This is a genomic window from Streptomyces sp. NBC_01320, from assembly GCF_035974375.1.
In the GTDB taxonomy this organism is placed as follows: domain Bacteria; phylum Actinomycetota; class Actinomycetes; order Streptomycetales; family Streptomycetaceae; genus Streptomyces; species Streptomyces yanii.
Window position 1 is genome coordinate 3,042,805 of record NZ_CP108390.1, and the last position, 18,137, is coordinate 3,060,941.

General features: G+C 69.0%; 9 protein-coding genes and 1 pseudogene. 4 read left to right on the top strand and 6 right to left on the bottom strand.

Annotation, left to right across the window (positions count from 1 at the left end; all coding sequences use genetic code 11):
* The first annotated feature begins 69 nt into the window (after positions 1–69).
* A complete protein-coding gene (locus OG395_RS14170) occupies positions 70–6,990 on the top strand; it encodes a DEAD/DEAH box helicase (RefSeq protein WP_327243250.1) in 6,921 nt (2,306 codons plus the stop codon).
* Positions 6,987–9,293, top strand: a complete 2,307-nt coding sequence (locus OG395_RS14175) for a UvrD-helicase domain-containing protein (protein ID WP_327243251.1) — start codon at positions 6,987–6,989, stop codon at positions 9,291–9,293. Before OG395_RS14170 ends, OG395_RS14175 begins: the two co-directional genes overlap by 4 nt.
* Before the next feature lie 48 nt (positions 9,294–9,341).
* Here the strand turns inward: OG395_RS14175 and OG395_RS14180 are convergent, their stop codons facing one another.
* A complete protein-coding gene (locus tag OG395_RS14180) occupies positions 9,342–10,283 on the bottom strand; it encodes a serine/threonine-protein kinase (protein WP_327243252.1) in 942 nt (313 codons plus the stop codon).
* 276 nt (positions 10,284–10,559) lie between these two features.
* On the opposite strand from OG395_RS14180, the pseudogene OG395_RS58325 reads away from it, so the two are divergent.
* Positions 10,560–10,778: pseudogene (locus OG395_RS58325) on the top strand (N-6 DNA methylase); the annotation flags it as partial.
* 340 nt (positions 10,779–11,118) lie between these two features.
* Complete coding sequence (locus OG395_RS14190; RefSeq protein ID WP_327243254.1) at positions 11,119–11,829, top strand: hypothetical protein; 711 nt, start codon at positions 11,119–11,121, stop codon at positions 11,827–11,829.
* On the opposite strand, the gene OG395_RS14195 is transcribed toward OG395_RS14190, so the two are convergent.
* From OG395_RS14195 to OG395_RS14215, 5 genes are all read right to left on the bottom strand, one after another.
* Entirely contained in the window at positions 11,786–12,028 is a 243-nt protein-coding gene (locus OG395_RS14195) for a hypothetical protein (RefSeq protein WP_327243255.1), read from the bottom strand. The genes OG395_RS14190 and OG395_RS14195 overlap by 44 nt on opposite strands.
* A 901-nt stretch (positions 12,029–12,929) precedes the next feature.
* On the bottom strand, positions 12,930–13,697 hold the full coding sequence (locus OG395_RS14200; RefSeq protein ID WP_327243256.1) for an amino acid ABC transporter ATP-binding protein: 768 nt from the start codon (positions 13,695–13,697) through the stop codon (positions 12,930–12,932).
* A 7-nt stretch (positions 13,698–13,704) separates the two neighbouring features.
* On the bottom strand, positions 13,705–14,493 hold the full coding sequence (locus tag OG395_RS14205; protein ID WP_327249333.1) for an amino acid ABC transporter permease: 789 nt from the start codon (positions 14,491–14,493) through the stop codon (positions 13,705–13,707).
* Between the two features lie 50 nt (positions 14,494–14,543).
* Positions 14,544–15,374 carry an ABC transporter substrate-binding protein gene (locus OG395_RS14210; RefSeq protein WP_327243257.1) on the bottom strand — a complete coding sequence of 277 codons (831 nt, stop codon included), beginning with the start codon at positions 15,372–15,374 and terminating at the stop codon, positions 14,544–14,546.
* A gap of 470 nt (positions 15,375–15,844) precedes the next feature.
* Positions 15,845–17,887 (bottom strand): hypothetical protein, encoded by a 2,043-nt coding sequence (locus tag OG395_RS14215; protein ID WP_327243258.1) that lies wholly within the window; start codon positions 17,885–17,887, stop codon positions 15,845–15,847.
* Positions 17,888–18,137 lie beyond the last annotated feature (250 nt).

Below are 18,137 nucleotides of genomic sequence, written 5' to 3' on the forward strand. Positions count from 1 at the left end.
CGGTTGTCTGTGATCGTCGGCTTTCGCCGACGCCGTCCTCCCTGGGACATGTACACGAAAGGCGCCGTCGTGAAGCCCACTCTGGCCGCCGCACAGTTGCGCGGCAGTCTGACCCAGTACCTCACGACGACGTATGCGTTGGCCGACGAGGACACCAGGCTGGCGCTGGAGCGGTTTCTCGGGGACCCGGAGTCGGGGATCTTCCGGGGGCCGTTCCTCCGGATCCGTACGCCCTTTCACACGGCGGACGACGGGTGGCAGTCGGCCCTGGAGTGGGAGCCCGGGTTTCCCCCGTACCGGCATCAGGCAAAGGCGTGGGAGCGGCTGAGCACGCTGCGTGGGGCTGCCGAGCCGACGCTGGTGACGACGGGGACGGGGTCGGGCAAGACCGAGTCGTTCCTGGTGCCCGTACTGGACCACTGCCGCCGCCAGAGGGCGCTGGGGCGCCAGGGTGTCAAGGCCGTGCTGCTGTATCCGATGAACGCGCTGGCGACGGACCAGGCCGGGCGTATCGGTGAGTATCTGGCGCAGCCGGAGCTGGCGCAGGTGACGGCGGGGCTCTACATCGGGGACCGGCCGGACACGGACTTCCGGCGGGTGATGACGCGGCGCGAGGAGATGCGCAGGACGCCGCCGGATGTGCTGATCACCAACTACAAGATGCTGGATCTGCTGCTGCAGCGTGCCGAGGATCGGCCGTTGTGGGAGGGCGCGGATCTCACATACGTGGTGCTCGACGAGTTCCATACGTACGACGGGGCGCAGGGCACGGACGTGGCGATGCTGCTGCGCCGGCTCGGGGCGACGGTCGGTGCCTCGCGGGCGGGGCGGCCGCTCGGTGACATTTGTCCGGTGGCTACGTCGGCGACGCTTGGCGAGGGCACAGGAGGGCTCGGCGGGATCCTGGAGGTGGCCGAGCAGGTCTTCGGGGTGCCGTTCGGGGCGGATTCGATCATCGGTGAGGAGCGGCAGGACGCCGATCAGTTCATCGGCGAGGTGAACTACGACCTGCCCAATCCGCCCACCCCGAAGGAAGTCATCGAGGCGTCCGGAGGGCCGGGCATTGAGTCCCAGCCGGACCGTCTCGATCTGGACGGGTTGGCGTATCTGCTGTTGAACCGGCAGGCGCTGGATCCCTTCAAGCTGGGGCGGATGCTCAAACAGCACGACTTCACGCATGCGGTGCTTGCCCTGTTGAACGGGGAGCCGCTGGACGAGTGGGGGCTGCGCGACCGCATGGCCCGCTTCGGGTATGCGTGGGCGCGTACGGCTCGGGAGAATCCGCGCCTCGCGCTGGAGGCGCTGTCCCGGTTCGTGGCGCTGCTGTCCGCGGCGCGGGACCCGGCGTCAGACGAGCGGCGCCCCAGGCCGCTGCTGCACATCGAGGCGCACCTGTGGGTGCGGCCGGTGAGCCGGGTGTTGCGCGGGGTCGGTGCGGCGCCCGAGTTCCGGTGGTACGAGGACGAGCGCACGGCCGCCAGGAAGGCGGCGCTCGGCGCGGCGCCACAGGAGGAGGGTGAGGGACGGGACAGCGCGGACTGGCCTTCCGGTGACTCCCGCCGGGCCACCCCGCTGCCCGGGTCGGACACCGTCCGCCGCCCCGCTCAGACTCAGCTGCCCGCCGTGTACTGCCGGCACTGCGGGCGCTCGGGGTGGGCGGCGATCTCTCCGGAGTCCGATCCCCAGCAGCTCGTCACGGCTGCGGACAAGATCTGGCGGGCCGGTGTCGGCCGGGACAAGCGGCGCATCCGGTACTTCATCGCGGCCACACCGGCCGAGGCCACCGAGGCGCTCAACGCGCTCACGGGTGCCGCCCCGGCGTCGGGCGCTGTGGACCCGCTGTCCGTGGTCGTTCTCGACGGCGCCGGGGGCACGTACCGGATGCCGGTCGCCGGGGACGCGGAGGAGTTGCAGGACGCCTGGTTCACGCTTGCCGTCCTGGACAAGAAGACGGCGGACGCTGCGGCGAAGGACGACCGCTGTCCTGCATGCGGTATCGACAACGGCATCAGGTTTCTGGGCACGGCGCTGGCCGCGCTCGCCTCGGCAACGGTCACGCAGCTGTTCACCGGCGGGGAGATCGCCCTGCTGCCGGAGGAGCGCAAGACGCTGCTCTTCAACGACTCGACGCAGGACGCGGCCCACCGTGCCGGGTATGTCGCCAACGCGTCGTACAAGTTCTCGCTGCGGTCGCTGCTCGCACACAACCTGGACGAGTCGGGGGCGCCGCTCGCGCTCAACGACCTGATCGGCAATGTGCTGGACTCGGTCGACGATCCGCAGGCCTTGGCCGTCGTCGTACCGCCGGATCTGCATGACGAGGCAGGCGTGGACCGGCTGTTGTCGGGACGGGGCACGGGCGACGCGCGGACCTGGAAGCTGATCGGGGAACGCCTGGCGTTCGCGACCGTGATGGAGTTCGGGCTGCGGTCTCGGATGGGCCGGACGATGGAGCTGACGCGGACGGCCGCCGCCGAGGTCGCGGTGGCGAATCCGGAGCGGGTGGCGGCGCTGGCCCGCGATCTGCATCTGACGCTGCCCGGGCAGCTGGTGGTGAGCCAGGGGCTGCCGACCACGGACAGGTATCTCGCCTTCGTGCGAGGGCTGCTGGAGCGGATACGGACGCGGGGCGGGGTGCGGCACCGCTGGCTGGACACCTGGATCAAGGAAGCCGGGGTCAACCAGTACCTGATCTCCGGGCAGCGGGCAGAGGGCATGCCCGCGTTCCCGGAGGGGTATGTCGCTCCGCCGCGATTCCTGCTGGACAGCACGAAGGAACGCAGCAAGTTCGACACCGTCACCGGCCGCGGCGGCTGGTACCAGGACTGGACGCGGCGCTGCCTGTCACTCGACGCGGCCGGGGCGAGCGAGTATCTGCGCCGGCTGTTCCCGGTTCTGGCGGAGGAGGGGCTGCTGTCGGTGCGGGTCGCGGCCGACCACGCCACGCGTGTGTACGGACTGCAGCCCGGGCACATCGAGGTGCGGCTGCTGGACGACTCGGTGGTGAACAAGGCGTTCGTCAGCTGCGACGCGTGCGGCTGGCAGCAGGTCGTGCCGCCCGAGCGGCGCACCCGCTGGTACGGGCACCCTTGCCCGCGCTACCGGTGCAAGGGCTCCCTGACTCCCCCGCAGTACGGCATGTCGTCGACGGGGTCGGGGTCGGGCGGTTTCGGGGGAAAGCTGGAGCGGGACTACCAGGGCGACTACTACCGGCGGCTCTATCTGACGGGCGGCACCTATCGGGTCGTCACCGCGGAGCACACCGGCATGCTGACCCGGCCGGAGCGCGAACGGGTGGAGCGCACCTTCCGCGAGGGCACGCACTACACCGACCCGAACGTGCTGTCCTGCACGCCCACGCTGGAACTCGGCATCGACATCGGCGACCTGTCCGCCGTCCTGCTCGGCTCGCTGCCGGGCGGGCCGGCGAACTATGTGCAGCGGGCCGGACGTGCCGGGCGCAAGACCGGCAATGCGCTGGTGGTGGCCTTCGGCGGGCGGCGTGCCCGGGACCTGTACTACCTCGATGATCCGCGGGAGATGATCGCCGGGGACATCGTGCCGCCCGGCTGTTATCTGTCGGCGGTGGAGATTCTGCGCCGCCAGTACACGGCGCATCTGCTGGACCTGGCGGCACGTGGCGAGCTGGCGACGGCGGACGGAGAGCGGTTGCAGCCGGTGCCGCGGCTCGCCTCGGCCCTGTTCGGGACGACGGGCTGGTGCCAGGACCTCCAGGATGCGGCCCTCACCGAGGGGGCGCGCCGCGTGGAGGAGTTCCTGGCGCTGTTCCCGGTCGGCAAGGGTGAGGACACGGGGGTGTCCGAGCATGCGGCCGGGGAACTGCGCGCGTACGCGGCCGGCGGCATCGTCCGTACGTTGCAGGAGGCCGAGGCGGACTGGACGGGCCGGCGCGAGGAGCTGCGACGGCGCATCGCGGCGATCGACGTGGCCGTGGACGGTCTGCTCGCCGATGACCGCGAACAGGGCCCGGAGCGCCGCGAGTTGCTGGCCGAGCGTCGCTCGACCGGTGACCTGCTGCGCAACCTGAGCCAGACCAGTGCGCACGGTGTGCTCGTGGAGCTGGGGCTGCTGCCCAACTACAGCCTGGCCGACACGGTGACGACCCTGGAGGGCACGCTGTACTGGAAGGAGGCCGTTGACCCCGCCGAGGACGACCCTGAGTCCGCTCCGACCAACACCTACCGCAGTGAGGTCCGTGACTACGAGCGTTCCCGCAAGCTCGCGCTGACCGAGCTCGCCCCGGGCAACAGCTTCTACGTCAACGGCTACAAGCACGTGGTGCGCGCCCTGGACATCGGCAGCCCGGAGCGTCGTGCCTGGTCGGTGTGGCGGCTCTGCCCCGCCTGCGGCTACGCCCGGACCAAAGACGCCCAGACGGACACGTCGCCGTGTCCGCGCTGCGCTTCGCGGGAAATCGCGGACGCGGGGTGCGTGAGCTACGTACTGGAACCCAAGCGGGTCATGGCGCGCGACAAGCGCGACGACGCGCGGGTGCGGGACGACCGGGACGAGCGCGACCGCAGGCGGTACTCGGTCCTGAAGACCGTCGACATCGATCCGGTGCATCTGGCCCCCGGCTCCTGGCGCCACGACACGGCCGTCTTCGGAGCTGACTTCACCCGGCGCGCGGTGGTACGGACCCTGAATCTGGGCCTCGACCGGCAGGACGGCAGCTCCACGGTGTCGCTGGCCGGTGAGGACGTACGGCTCAACCCGTTCTACGTGTGCACCAGTTGCGGTGGCGCCACGTCCGAGGGCCAGCCGGTCGTCGACCAAGCGCAGCATGCGCTGAGCGAATCACTGAGCAAGTCCACACGTGCCAGCGCCCATCACCAGCTGTGGTGTCCGCGTCGTCGGCAGCGCGGTGCCGGAGAGGAGCAGGGCAAGGGCGAGGACGTGCCGCTGCTGCTCGCCCACGAGCTGGTCACCGAGGCCGTACGGATCCTGTTGCCGGTGTCCGTGGCGCGTGCGAAGGAGCGGCTGGCCTCGTTCACGGCAGCGCTGTTCGCCGGTATCGCTGCACGGTACGGGGGCGACCCGGACCACATCGACATCGCGGCGGCCTCGATGCCGGACAGCGGGGACGGTCTGGGGGCCGAGTACCCGCGGCGCTTCCTCGTCGTCCACGACCGGCTCCCGGGCGGCACGGGCTACCTGCACCGGCTGGCGTCCGCGGACGGGTTCCGTGAGGTGCTGCTGAAGGCGCGCGAGGTGATCGAGAGCTGCGGGTGCCGCGAGAAGGGCCTCGACGGCTGCCACCGCTGCCTGCTGCGGCGCGTACCGCCGGGCGACTACGACAAGGTGAGCCGCCAGGAAGTGCGGCAGATGCTCGACGAGTTGCTGGGCGCCGACGGTGAGCGGTGGAGCACCTCTCCGGTCGCGACGACACAGCACATTCCGATGGAGCAGCAGGCCGAGAGCGACCTCGAGGTCGTCTTCATAGACACACTGCGCACGTGGGCGTCACTGCCCGGCAGCCGTGCGAGCGGTGACGCGTACACCACACCGGCGGGTACGCACGCGCTGGACCTGCGGCTCACCGGTACCGACGGCAAGACGGTCAGCTGGCGGGTCTCCCAGCAGCGGGTGCTCGACGGCACCCGCCCCGATGTCCTGTTCGAGCGCCTGGACGCCCCCGGGCCCCGGGTGGCGCTCTACCTCGACGGCTACGCCTTCCATGCCGGGCAGAAGCACAACCGGATGGCGGACGATGCCGCGAAGCGGACGCGGCTGAGGGCGGACGGTCTACGGGTCTTCCAGGTGACGTACGCGGACGTGAAGGAGTGGCAGCGTCGGGTCCAGGACACCGGGTACGCGGGCGCCGGTCCGGCTTCCCCGGTCTGGCGGCCGTACGGGGACCCGGGGCAGGCCAAGGCCCGTGGCTACTACGCAAGTGTGCGCAAGGGGCTGCCCGGCGAGCTCTCGGAGACCGTGTGGGTCAACCCGGCGGATCTGCTCATCGCCTATCTACGGGATCCGTCCGCCGATCGTTGGCTGTGGCGGGCGGAGGCCGCGGTCGCCGGACTGCTGGGGGCCGGCGCGCGCGGCGGTCCTGTGGACTCGGTCGGGGACGAGGTCGTCCGCGCATTGGGCGGCGCGAATCCGCTGACCGGGTCCGGTGGGCGGGTTCAGGTGTACGCATCCGTGGATGCTTCGGCGTGCAGGCTCGTGTTCGCGGTGGACGGCCGGAACCGCCCTCCGTCGTGGACAGCACTCACCGTCATCGACGACGCTGACAGCGTCTTCACGGACGAGGAGGCGCACAAGCGGCGCTGGCGGGGCTGGCTGTACTGGAGCAATCTGCTGCAGTTCCTGGAGCACGGTGGAGGCGACAGCGTCCAACTGACAACGGGACAGCTGGACGGCTTCGCGCCCGAGACGCTGGGCGTCGCGGGCGGCGCAGGCCTGCTGACCACGATGCGGATCTCTCTGGAAGCGGCGGCCGCCGGGACCGAGGGCGGTCCTGTACGCGTGGTTTCGAGCACAGCGGGGACCTCTGGTGAGGTTCCCGCGGAGAAAGCAGTCGAGTCCGGGGCTGCTGCAGTCCCGGCGGCAGCCGAGGCTGCCACGCCCGGCAGGGATCCGCGCTGGAACCAAATCCTCGAGCACCTCGATCCGGACGAAGCGGGGCTCGCAGACCTCACCCTGCGACTCGCGGCAATGTCCGGCATCCCCGTACCGGCGGACGGTCACGAGCTGGACGACCGGGGCTGGCTGGCCGAGCTGGCCTGGGTGGATGCGCGGATCGGCGTCGTTCTCGCACCTCACCCGGCCCTCGGGGACGATCGCGATCCCGAGGCCGAGGACCGCGACCGGGCCTTCGCCGCCGCCGGCTGGGAGGTACGGCCGGCGACGGCATGGAGCGCCGAGGAAATCGCCGAGCGGCTCGGCGTACAACCATCGGCCGACGGCATATGTCCTGACCAGGAGAACCACCGCACCATGAAGGACGGGGAAGACGAGTCGTGACCAACCAGAGTGTGACCCTGCGCCTGCTCGACAAGGCGGACAGGGAGATCCTCAAGCTCCCCCGCTCGGTCAAGGGAGCGATCTACGACTTCCAGCACAAGTTCAAGAACAACCCCGGCTCCACCGGCCTTCAGCTCAAGCAGCTCAAGGGCCACGAAAAGCTCTGGTCCGCACGCGTCAACGACGAGTACCGGGCGCTGCTACTGCGCCTCGCCGACGACGACTGGCTGATCGTCTCGGTCAAGCACCGCAAGGACGTCTACGAGCACCTCGACCGGCTCGCGTACTCGGTCAACCGCATCACCGGTGGTATCGAGTACGTCGACCTCCAGGTCGTGGAGGAGAGCATGCTGGCGGCGCGCGCCGCCACCGCTCTCCCGGCACCGCCTGTCGTCGACCGCGCCCCCGAGCCCGCCCAGCCCCCTCAGGCCGAGCGGCCGACGGAATCCGCGCCGGCGGCCCCCACACCGGCACCCACGCTGCTGTTCGCAGCCTGGACCGAGCAACAGCTCACGGACCTGGGTGTCGCCGGACCCTTGATCCCCGTCATCCAGGCGCTCACCACCGAGGACCAGCTGCTCGGGCTCGTCGACTACGCGCCGCAGCTGACCGGTGAAGTGCTGCTCGCGCTCTACGACAACAAGTCGTTCGACGACGTACTCGAGCAGGTCACCGCGCCGGTCGCCACGCCCGAGACGGTCGACCCCACCGACTTCCAGGCCGCCGCCGAACGCCCGGCGACCATCGTCACGACAACCGACGAGGCCCTGCGCGAGGCCCTGGAGGGCGAGGACTTCGGCCGCTGGAAGGTCTTCCTGCACCCCACCCAGGCCAAGCTGGTGAACCGCGAGTACAGCGGTCCCGCACGCGTCGGCGGCGGACCGGGCACGGGTAAGACCATCGTGGCCCTGCACCGGGTGAAGCATCTGGTCGAGCAGCTCCCACCCGGACGCGACAAGCCCATTCTGCTCACCACGTTCAACAAGAACCTCGCCGCCGATCTCCGCTCCCGGCTGCTGGCGTTGGGCGGCGAGCCGCTGCTCGCCCGCGTCGAGATCAGCCATGTCGACCAGCTGGCGCTGCGGATCGTGCGCGAGGCCGAGCCCGGCAGCCGTAAGCAGACCATCGACGACAACCAGGCCGTACGCGAGTGGCGGTCGCTGCTCGAAGAGCTCGACGAGTCCGACTGGGACGCCGAGTTCCTGCAGGACGAATGGTCACAGGTGATCCTGGGGCAGGCCGTCGCCTCGCGCACGGAGTACTTCCGGGCCCGCAGGGCGGGGCGCGGGCGCACCCTCAGCCGTACCGAGCGCGCCGACATCTGGCAGCTCGCCGAACGCTTCACCCAGCGCCTCGACCGCCTCGGCCGACAGACCTGGGACCAGGTGTCCGAACGGGCGGCGCGGCTGGAGATGCAGCGCGAGCAGCGCATTCTGGCGATCGACCAACAGCGGGAGGAGGCCGGCGGACTGGACAACATCCATCTCCAGGCCGGCTCGGGCGGATGGCTCCGTTACCGCTACCGGCACGTCGTGGTGGATGAGGCGCAGGACCTGCGGCCCGCGCACTGGAAGATGCTGCGCGCGATGATCGCGCACAGCCGCAACGACCTCTTCCTGGTAGGCGACACCCATCAGCGCATCTACAAGAACCAGGTGACGCTCGGCAGCCTCGGTATCAATATCCGTGGCCGCGCCTCGAAGCTGAGTCTGAGCTACCGCACAACCCGCCAGATCCTCCGCTCCGCGCTCGATGTTCTCAGCCAGGAGAAGTACGACGACCTCGACGGCAGCGAGGAGAACCTGGCCGGGTACCGGTCCGTCCTCAGTGGAGGAGTGCCCGATCTGCACGGCTGCTCTGACTGGGGGGCCGAGCGCGAAGGGATCGCGGCACTGATCGACAGCTGGGGTGACATCCCCCACGAGCAGATCGCGATCTGCGTCCCCACGAACCAGATGGCGAGCGAGACCGCTACGACATTGGCGGAACACGGGATCAGGGCCATGGAGATCGGCCCCGACGGTCCGCGCGGCGACGGTGGCGTCCACATCGGCACGATGTTCCGCTTCAAGGGGCTCGAGTACCAGCGCATGATCGTCGCCGGTGTCAGCGACGGGCTGATCCCCCGGGACGACGTGAATCGGAGGCGCTCCACCGATCCGGTGCGCTACCGGCGCGAGGTGCAGCAGGCCCGCTCGCTGCTCTTCGTCGCCACGACGCGTGCCCGCGACAGCCTGGACATCTTCTGGCACGGGACGCCGAGCCCGTTCCTTGCCCCCCTGGTCGACTCTGCCGCCGTGTGACCTCCGGGGCGACAGCCGTTCATCACGATCAGCTGTCGCCCCGACCGTTCACAGGGGCTGCGGCCCCTGCGGGACGAGGAACGGACGGCGCGGATCTTCCGGAGGGGTACGGCGGATTGCCCGTGTGGGATCCGGGAGCGGGAGGTACGGCGACAAGCTTGCATACACTTCGGCCGCCGAAGCCGGTCGGTCTTCGGGACGCTTGGCCAACAGGGCAAACACCAGATCCTGGAGCGGCCGTTCCACGTCCACACCGTTGTCCGCGATCGGCGGAGGCGCCACGGTGAGGTGCTGAGTGGCGAGGAGAGCCGGTCGGTCGGAGCCGAAGGGTGGGCTTCCGGCCAGCATGTGGTGCAACAGGCAGCCGACCGCGTACAGGTCGCTGCGCGCGTCGAGCGGCCGGTTCCCCGCCAGGAGTTCGGGTGACGCGTACACGATGTTCCCCAGGCTCTCACCGGTCATGGTGAGGCTCGGATCGGTCTCGGAGAGGACCTTTACGAGGCCGAAGTCGAGGATCTTGACGATCCCGTCACGTCGCACCATGACGTTCTCGGGCTTCAGGTCCCGGTGGACCAGACCCGCGGCGTGCGCCGCAGAGAGCCCGGCACACAACTGGGCCGCGACCGCAGCAGCAGTCGGTACATCGAACCGCTCGTCGTCCTGCTGGTCGAACAGATACTCCAGGGTGGTGCCGTCGACGAGCTGCATCACCAGGCAGCAGACGTCGTCCGTCACCGCGGCGTCGTACACCGCGGTGACATTGGGGTGGTCGAGTCGGGCCGCAGCCTTCGCCTCACGCTCGAAACGGGCCAGCGCTCTGCGTCTGCTGTCGGGGAGAGCGAGGAGATCGGCGGCCACGGTCTTGACTGCAACGGGGCGGTCCAGATGCAGGTCCCGGCCGCGCCACACCTGCCCCATGGATCCTTGCCCCAGCAGGTGCTCCAGCCGATGGCGTCCCCGCAGGATCACTCCCGGGCCGACCTTCTCCACTTCCTGTCCTCCACTGTTCCGCGCACGACATGCCTCGACCGGACTCGGCCCGGACGGTGCGGCGTCCGAGGGCGCTTCCCCCGCACAGCCCTGAGTCGATCACATTCACCATTCCCCTTCACCCGAGGCGAACGCACCCCCGTCACCCTGTGAACAAAGTCAATGTCCGTATTAGCCTGCCATGTGATAGGGGACGCCTGCCCCAAGCACTCCGGCAGCCGTGCCGACCAGGTGGTCATCGCCCCACCAGCCCGAACACCGACCGCGGTGATCTCGATGCCATCGGCCCAAGCCGTACCGGTCACCCTCGCGGAGATCGCACGGATCGCGGGAGTGGGACGTGCCGCGGTCAGCAACTGGCGGCGCCGCCATGACATCTTCCCCGAACGGATCGGCGGCACGGACGTCAGTCCACAGTTCTCGCTCGCCGAGGCGGAGGCATGGCTCCGGGCGAACAACAAACTCAGGGACGCCGGTGGTCGGGAGCTGCTGTGGCCACGCTTCGAGGCGCTCGGCAGCCGGGACGAGGCGGGTCTCGCGATTGCCGAGGCGGGACGCCGCATGCGCGGCGGCCGTGCTCGGGCCATGGATCCGCCGCTGTCGCCGGATGCCCAGGAACTCGTCGGGGAAGCCGCCCGGCTCGGGCGCCGGGAAGGGCCGAAGGGAACCTTTGACTTCCTCCTCCAGCGCTGGCTCGACGCTCACGTCCGCCAGATCAGCACCACCCCTCCCCCGTTGGAGCCGCTGTGGTGCTCATGCCGCCCGCAGTGGCCTCGCGCAAGGCCGGCCGACGGATCCGCAGCGCATTGCTGCGCACCGAGAACCCGGCCGCTACGTGTCGTCCACCGACCAGGACGCGCAGCCGGACTTGGCTGATTCCTGGCAGGAATTCACGACTTTGCTCATTGGCCTGCAGCAGACCGGAAAGGTCCTTGCCGACCTCGATGTGACCGGCGAGGGCGGGCGGAACGCCGCAACCACGGTGGGGGATCTGGCGAGGGCTGAGACGCTCACCCTGACCGGTGGTCAGCAGCCTCCCGATGGTGCGTTACAGAAGGAGCCTCCGACGACAGGTGGCGTCCCATTGCTCACCGTGCCGGACCTGCTGATGGGCACCGGCCCCAGCGGCTGGCTTCCCACGGCGGACGCCGCTCTGGTGGCTGAGCCGGGTGACGTAGTCGTGGCCGGGGTGTCCCGCGCGTTCAGCGCCTGGGTGCATCAGGGGCCACCGACCGCCCTGGGTCCCCAGCTGTACGCATTGCGCGCCGTCACGGACATGCTCGACGCCCACTTCCTGGCCGGCTGTCTTCGCGCCCCGTCGAACGGCCGGCAGGCAGGCACCCATGCGTCCAGCTCCTCCCGGGTGGACGTGCGCAGACTCCATGTCCTCCAGCTGCCTCTGGAGCATCAGCGGCAATACAGCGAGGCCTTCCGGACAGTGAAGGAGTTCCACTCACTGCTTTCCCAGCTGGACAGCCTCGGCACAGGACTGGTGAACAACCTCAGCGACCGGCTGGTGACGGGGCGTCTTCCGGCAGGCCACTGAGACGGCTCGGCGGAGTCCCGCTGTTCGCCTCCAGCTCCGCGCACCGCTCGGCCGCATCGAGCTCGACCTCACGGCGGACCTGTTCGACCCAGGCCGCCTGCTCGACGGGCGGTACGGCGGCGAGGGCCTTCGCCTCGTCGAGAACGGTGAGAGAAGCAGAGATCTCACCGAACGCGAGGCGGCATTCGGCGGCGCGCAAGCCAGTACCGCACGCTGGACATGGCCCGGAGGAGCGTCGCCGCGGACCAGTTCGCCTACGAGCCCGTCATAGAGCTCGACCGCACCGCCGCAGTCACCGAGGAGGCGCAGCCCTTCAGCGGCCAGTAGCCAGACGTCTCGGACCAGGGGACGCCTGGACCCCCACTCCTGACGTACCCGCGGGGCAAGTTCCGCCAGGCACCCCAGGGCAGGGCCCGGCTCCGCGTTACCAAGCTCCCTCCGTGCCGTGTCGCAGAGACGCTCAACGTACCTGGCATCGAGCCATTCGTCGTCCCTGCGAGCGGTCGCTGGCACACGCGTGGGACGCTCCTCGACGACTGTACGGAACGGCCGCGTCGGGTCGGGGTCGAGCCGGGGCCTGGGCCTGGGCTCAGGATCGTCGGGCTGCGGCGCCCATGGCTGTAGCGCGGAGCGCACTTCCGCGATCGTCGGGCGTTCCTGCGGATCCTTGGCGAGCATGCGCAGGACCATGGAGTCCAGCTCATCGGGAATCGCGGCCGCGTGCAGACGGGGCGGCAGCAGCTCGTCGTGCAGATGCAGGTGGTTGAGGAGCTGCGTGCTGTCCGCGCCGAAGGGAGCTCGCCCCGGTATAGAGCTTGAAGCAGACGCATCCCAACGCGTACACATCGGTGCAGGTGGTGGGCTCCTTCTCCAGAATCTGCTCGGGCGCCTGCACTGCGGCGTCCTGTGGAGAGGCGACCAGTCCCTGTCCTGGGACTGCGTACGCTGGCACGGCAGACCCGCTGTCCGCCGCGAGGCAACCCGCGATCAATGCCGCTCGCCGTTGTTCGCCGCGGCTGCAGTCCCGCCTGCCGCGGCTCACCCCCTGTCCCTGACGAGGCGGGGAGCCGCGGCTCGAGCAGCGGACCCGTACGGATGTGTCAGGCCTCAGGCTGCACAGCGTTCGGGTGCAGCACTCGGGCGAGGAAGGCCTGTGTCCTGGGGTGCTCCGGCCGGGCCAGTACATCCTCCGGGGCGCCCTCCTCCACCACTCGGCCGTCGTCCATGAAGACCACGCGGTCGGCGACGTCACGGGCGAAGCCCATCTCGTGGGTGACGACCATCATCGTCATGCCTTCGTCGGCCAGGGTGCGCATGACCCCCAGTACATCGCCCACCAGTTCGGGGTCGAGCGCGCTGGTCGGCTCGTCGAAGAGCATCAGCCCGGGTCCCATCGACAGGGCCCGCGCGATGGCCACACGCTGTTGCTGGCCGCCGGAGAGCTGGGAGGGGAAGCTGTCCTCGCGGTCGGCCAGGCCGACTTTGGCGAGGTTCTCCCGGGCGATGCGGCCGGCTTCCTCCCTGCCGCGTCCGAGAACCCGGCGCTGAGCGATCGTCAGATTGTCCAGAACTTTCAGATGAGGAAAGAGGTTGAACTGCTGGAAGACCATGCCGATCCGGCGGCGCATCGCGTCCAGATCGATGTCCGGATCGGTCATGTCGACACCGCCGACGGTGACCGTGCCGCTGGTCGGCTCCTCGAGCAGATTCACACAGCGCAGCAGGGTCGACTTCCCCGACCCCGAGGGGCCGACGACGCATACGACCTCGCCGGGCGCGACCGTGAAGTCGATACCGCGCAGCACTTCGACGTCGCCGAACGACTTGTGCAGCCCTTGGATCTCGATCGCCGCAGTCATGTCCGCCATCCCGTGATCACCTCGCCTGTGCATGACGGGCCTCGAGGCGCCGTACGAGATAGCCGAGCGGGACAGTGACCAGGAGGTAGCACAGGCCCGCAACGAAAATGGGTGTGGTGTTGGCCGTCGTACTGGCCAAGTCGCGCCCGAACTTCGTGAGTTCACGCTGCTGCAGCGTGACGCCCAGGAAGAGCACCAGCGAGGAGTCCTTGAAGAGTAGGACCATTTCGTTGGTGAGCGGCGGCACGATGATCCGGAAGGCCTGAGGAATCACGATCGACCGCATCGCGGTGGCTTGCGACATGCCCAGCGTGCGCGCCGCCTCCAATTGGCCGCGCGGTACGGCCTGGATGCCCGCGCGGATGGTCTCCGCCATGTACGCGGCGGAGACCAGACCGAGGGCGCAGGCGACCTGCCCGTAGGTCTCCCCGGGGAAGACGATCCCAGGGAAGGCCAGCGGGACACCCACCCCGACGAAGATGAAGATCAGCAGGGCGGGCAGGCCGCGGAAGAACTCGATGTACGCCATCGCGAGCCAGCGGTACGGCGCAACGGACGACAGCCGCATCAGGGCCACCACGAGGCCCAGTACGAGTCCGACGCCGAAGCCGGTCAGCGTGTACACCACGGTGTTCAGCAGGGCGACCGTGATGAGCTCGGGGAAGAGCCGCTGGGCGACCGACAGGTCCAGAAACTGCTCCTGGAGCTGCTGCCAGTCGGCCAGCGCACCCACGACCACCACGGCGACCACGAAGACGGCGTACTGCACCCCGCGGGAGATCCGGCGACGGCGGCGCGGCGACATCCGGGGCCGCCCAGCCGTCTCCTCCCGGTCCTTACCGGTGATCAGGGTGGTCACTGGGCGTCGACGCCCTTCGGCATGGGCCCGATCCACTGCTCATACAGCTTCTTGTACGTGCCGTCGGACTTCGCGTCCTTGATGGCCTGGTCGATCGCCGCGAGAAGCTTGGGGTTGCCATCCTTGCGGACCGCGAAGCCGTACTGCTCACCGGTGTCGAGATTGCCCACGATCTCGAACTTGGCCGAATTGGCCGGGTCCTTGAGCCAGTTCTGCACGACCGGGTAGTCCTGCACGATGACATCGACCTGGCCGGTACGCAGTCCGTTGAGCTCGGCATCGGAGCTCTCGAAGGACTGCGGGTCGGCGCCGTGCTCATGGGCGAAGTCCTCGCCGGTGGTGGAGGACTGGGAACCGAGCTTGAGCTTCTGCTTGGTGATGTCCTCGACAGTCGCCGCCTTGACGCCCTTGCGGGCCAACAGGGCCTGGGTGGCGTCGAAATACGGGACGGAGAAGTCCAGATTCTGCTTGCGCTCGTCGGTGATCGTCATGCCGGCGGCGGCCACGTCACAGACACTGGCATTGAGGTCGGCACCGGTCTTGATCGTCTCGAACGACTTGTCCACGACGACCTGCTTCACACCCAGGTCCTCGGCGACCAGATCGATCATCGAGACATCGAAGCCGACCACCTTTCCGTCCTTCTCGGACTGGAAGGGTGCGTACGGCAAGTGCGTACAGGTGGTTATCTGGCCGGACTTGATCAGCTTTGCACCTTTGATGGTCGCACCATCACCGCTGCTGCTACAGGCACTGAGCGGGAGAGCAAGCGCGACGGCCGCGCACATCGCGGCGATCCGGCGGGAGGGCAGGCGGGACGAGCTCATGAGAGTTCCCCTTGTGCACGAAGGACGGACTCGCGGACAGTGGTGAGGACGGACTCGCGGATCGACGCCGAAGCGCGATCAAGGTCCGCACAGAATGTCGGAGCACTGACCGAAAGTCCACCCTGCCGGGGCGGCCCGGGACTTCGTCCCGCTCCGGGGATCAAGGGAGCAGCGAGGCTGCCCGTGTCAGCGAGCAAGGACACTGATCACCCATGCAGGTAGCGGGCCATCGGCCGAGCCAAGTCACTCACCGCGGCAATCAGACCACCCGGCAACTGGTCCAGATCCAGCGCGTGCTGGTGAATGACGATGCCTGCGTGCCGCACATGATGGGCGGCATGCGGGGCGTTGCCCTTCCGTGCATATACACACGGGTGACGGCGGGCAAGCCTGTCGAGCACATGGCTCGCAAAGAACCGAACGCCAAGTCCGGCCGGAACGCCAAACGCCGTCTTCCCAGAGCTGTCCAGTCAGTCCCCCGTCGGCGCCGTGGGCCGCTTCCGGTCATGGGCCTCCAGTGCTGCGCGGGCCCCGTGGACCACCTCGCCGTGACGACCTTGGGCCTGCTCCAGCGCCAGGTCGATCGCCAGCCTCACCTGGGGAGCCTCCCCGTAGGCATACGCAATGCCGGAGGTCTTCTGCCGGTTGCTCACCGTGATCAGCGTCCGGGCCGTGCCCTCATGATGTTCATGGTGGAGCCACTTGCCGTAGGCCCACTCCCGTCGGCCGGCCACACCCGCGAAGAGGACGCGCTTGTCAGTGACGGCGATCTCGCCCACCCACGTGTTCTCCATATGGCTCATGCCCTGTCGAGTGCGGACCTCCACCAGCGACGCGGACGCGATGAGGAACACGCGCTCGTCCCGCTTGCGCGCACCCCAGCGGAAGTCCGCCGCGCTGTACTCCGTACCCCGTAGTCGACGTACGAAGTCGTGGTCGGCCGCGAGCCTGTCCCGGGTTCGCTGCCAGTCGGCCAGTTCGCGCTCGTATGCCTGCTGAGCACTTCGGAGCGCTTCCCGGCGACGGCGCGCATCGGCCTCCTGACGTGCCGCGCGGACACGGGCCGCACGCTGCTCGGCGGCCATCCGTGCGTTCTCCCGCCGGCGGGCCCACCACGCGATGACCGCTCTGCGCCGCCGCCACAGCAGAAGCCCGCCGAGAACCAGGACCAGCACGACGCCGACCGTCCACAGCAGGGCGTTGCGGATCCGTGCGGTGGTCCAGTCGTCCGAGACGTGGAGGGTGAGATCCGTGCGGTTGACGTTGCCGTGGGCGTCGGTAAGCCGGGCGATCAGCCTGTGGTTACCGGGCGTCGCGTGCCAGTGGAAGGTCCGGCGCTCCGCACCCAGGGTGACGGTCCGCTTCTCGCCCGCGCCGGACAGCGCCAGGCGGGCGCCCCGCTCGCCGGTCACGGTGAGGACTACGTCGCCGTACTTGGCACGTTCGGTGTCGTACACAAGCCTCAGTGCTGGTGGAATGGTGTCCACGGTGAAGGTGCCGGAGCTCCCGGTGCCCGCGCGTCCGAAGGCGTCATTCAGGTTCACCAGCACACGGTGGGAACCGTCGTCGACCGAAATGGACACAGCGGCGCGCCCGTCGCCGTCGAGCCGCACGGGCTCGGACTCGCCTTCGGTGGAAACGATGCCTGCCGCACCGGGCGGTCCAGTGACCTCGACCTGCGTCGTTCCTCCGCCGACCGGAGACTGGACGCGCACCTGGGGCCGGAGCTTGTCCAGCGACACGGTGGCGGCGGCCTCTGTACGTGTCTGGTTGCCCACCTCGTCCCGCACCAGGGCAGTGAGTCGGTACGAACCGTTGGGGAGCCAGAGCGAGTCCCGCACCATGCCGTCGTCACCGACCGTGCCGCTGAGCTGTTCCTTGCGGCCCTCGACACTCACTTCGTACCGTGCGCCCGCTTCGGCTTCGAAGGAAACCTGGACCGCACCCGTCACCGCGTTGGCCGCAGTCACGACCGGCTTGCCCGCCTCGGGCCGGCTCGCGTCGACGGTTACGGAGAACTCCTCGCTCGCCTCGCTCGCATTGTCGGCCGAATCGACGGCCACGACGGAGTAGGTGTGGTCACCGTCCTTTGCTTTGAAGGTGACCGTCTGCGCGGAGCCGGTGGCCGTGGCTCTGCTCGCGACCGAGTCCTCGGCGTCCCGCACCTCTATCCGCGATCCCTTCTCGGCGATCACAATGACAGTGACGCGGCCACCGGCCACGGCCTTCGCGTTCTTGGTCCTCGGCCGGTCCGGCGCCTCGATGTCGTCGGCTTCTTCGGCTCCGGAGCCGGAGCCGGAGCCGGAGCTCGGCAGAGAGCTGTAGCCGCAATAGGTGAAGTACCCGAGGTCCCCACAGATGTAGGACCCGGTGTCGGACGGACAGGAGTGCCAGCGGTGGCACCCGTCCCGGTGCGCGGCCGCGGGCGGCGCACCAACCCAGAGAGCGGCCGACGCGATGAGGAGCGCGAGTACGGCATTAAGGGCACGACGAAGGCAGGTACGTATCTGCACGTGGCTGGTCCCCCCAGCTCAGCGACGGCTCAATGCACGCCAGATGCGGGATGGTGTCAGACAATGTGAAGAAATTACAAGTTACCTGTGGAGAAGGTCGGCTGGCTGATCCGGGCATGCCGGCGGCGTTCGATGTGCCACCCACGCCGCAAACGTGAGGCGAAGCGCCAGGACGATCGGGCCTCACGCGGTCTGGATACCTCAGAGTTGTTCCCCCTCAACGGTGAGACCTGGATCGGCGAATGAAACG

Coding starts and splice junctions, on each gene's coding strand:
- OG395_RS14200 (WP_327243256.1), bottom strand. CDS start 13,697: ATGGCGGACATGACTGCGGCGATCGAGATCCAAGGGCTGCACAAGTCG.
- OG395_RS14210 (WP_327243257.1), bottom strand. CDS start 15,374: ATGAGCTCGTCCCGCCTGCCCTCCCGCCGGATCGCCGCGATGTGCGCG.
- OG395_RS14205 (WP_327249333.1), bottom strand. CDS start 14,493: ATGTCGCCGCGCCGCCGTCGCCGGATCTCCCGCGGGGTGCAGTACGCC.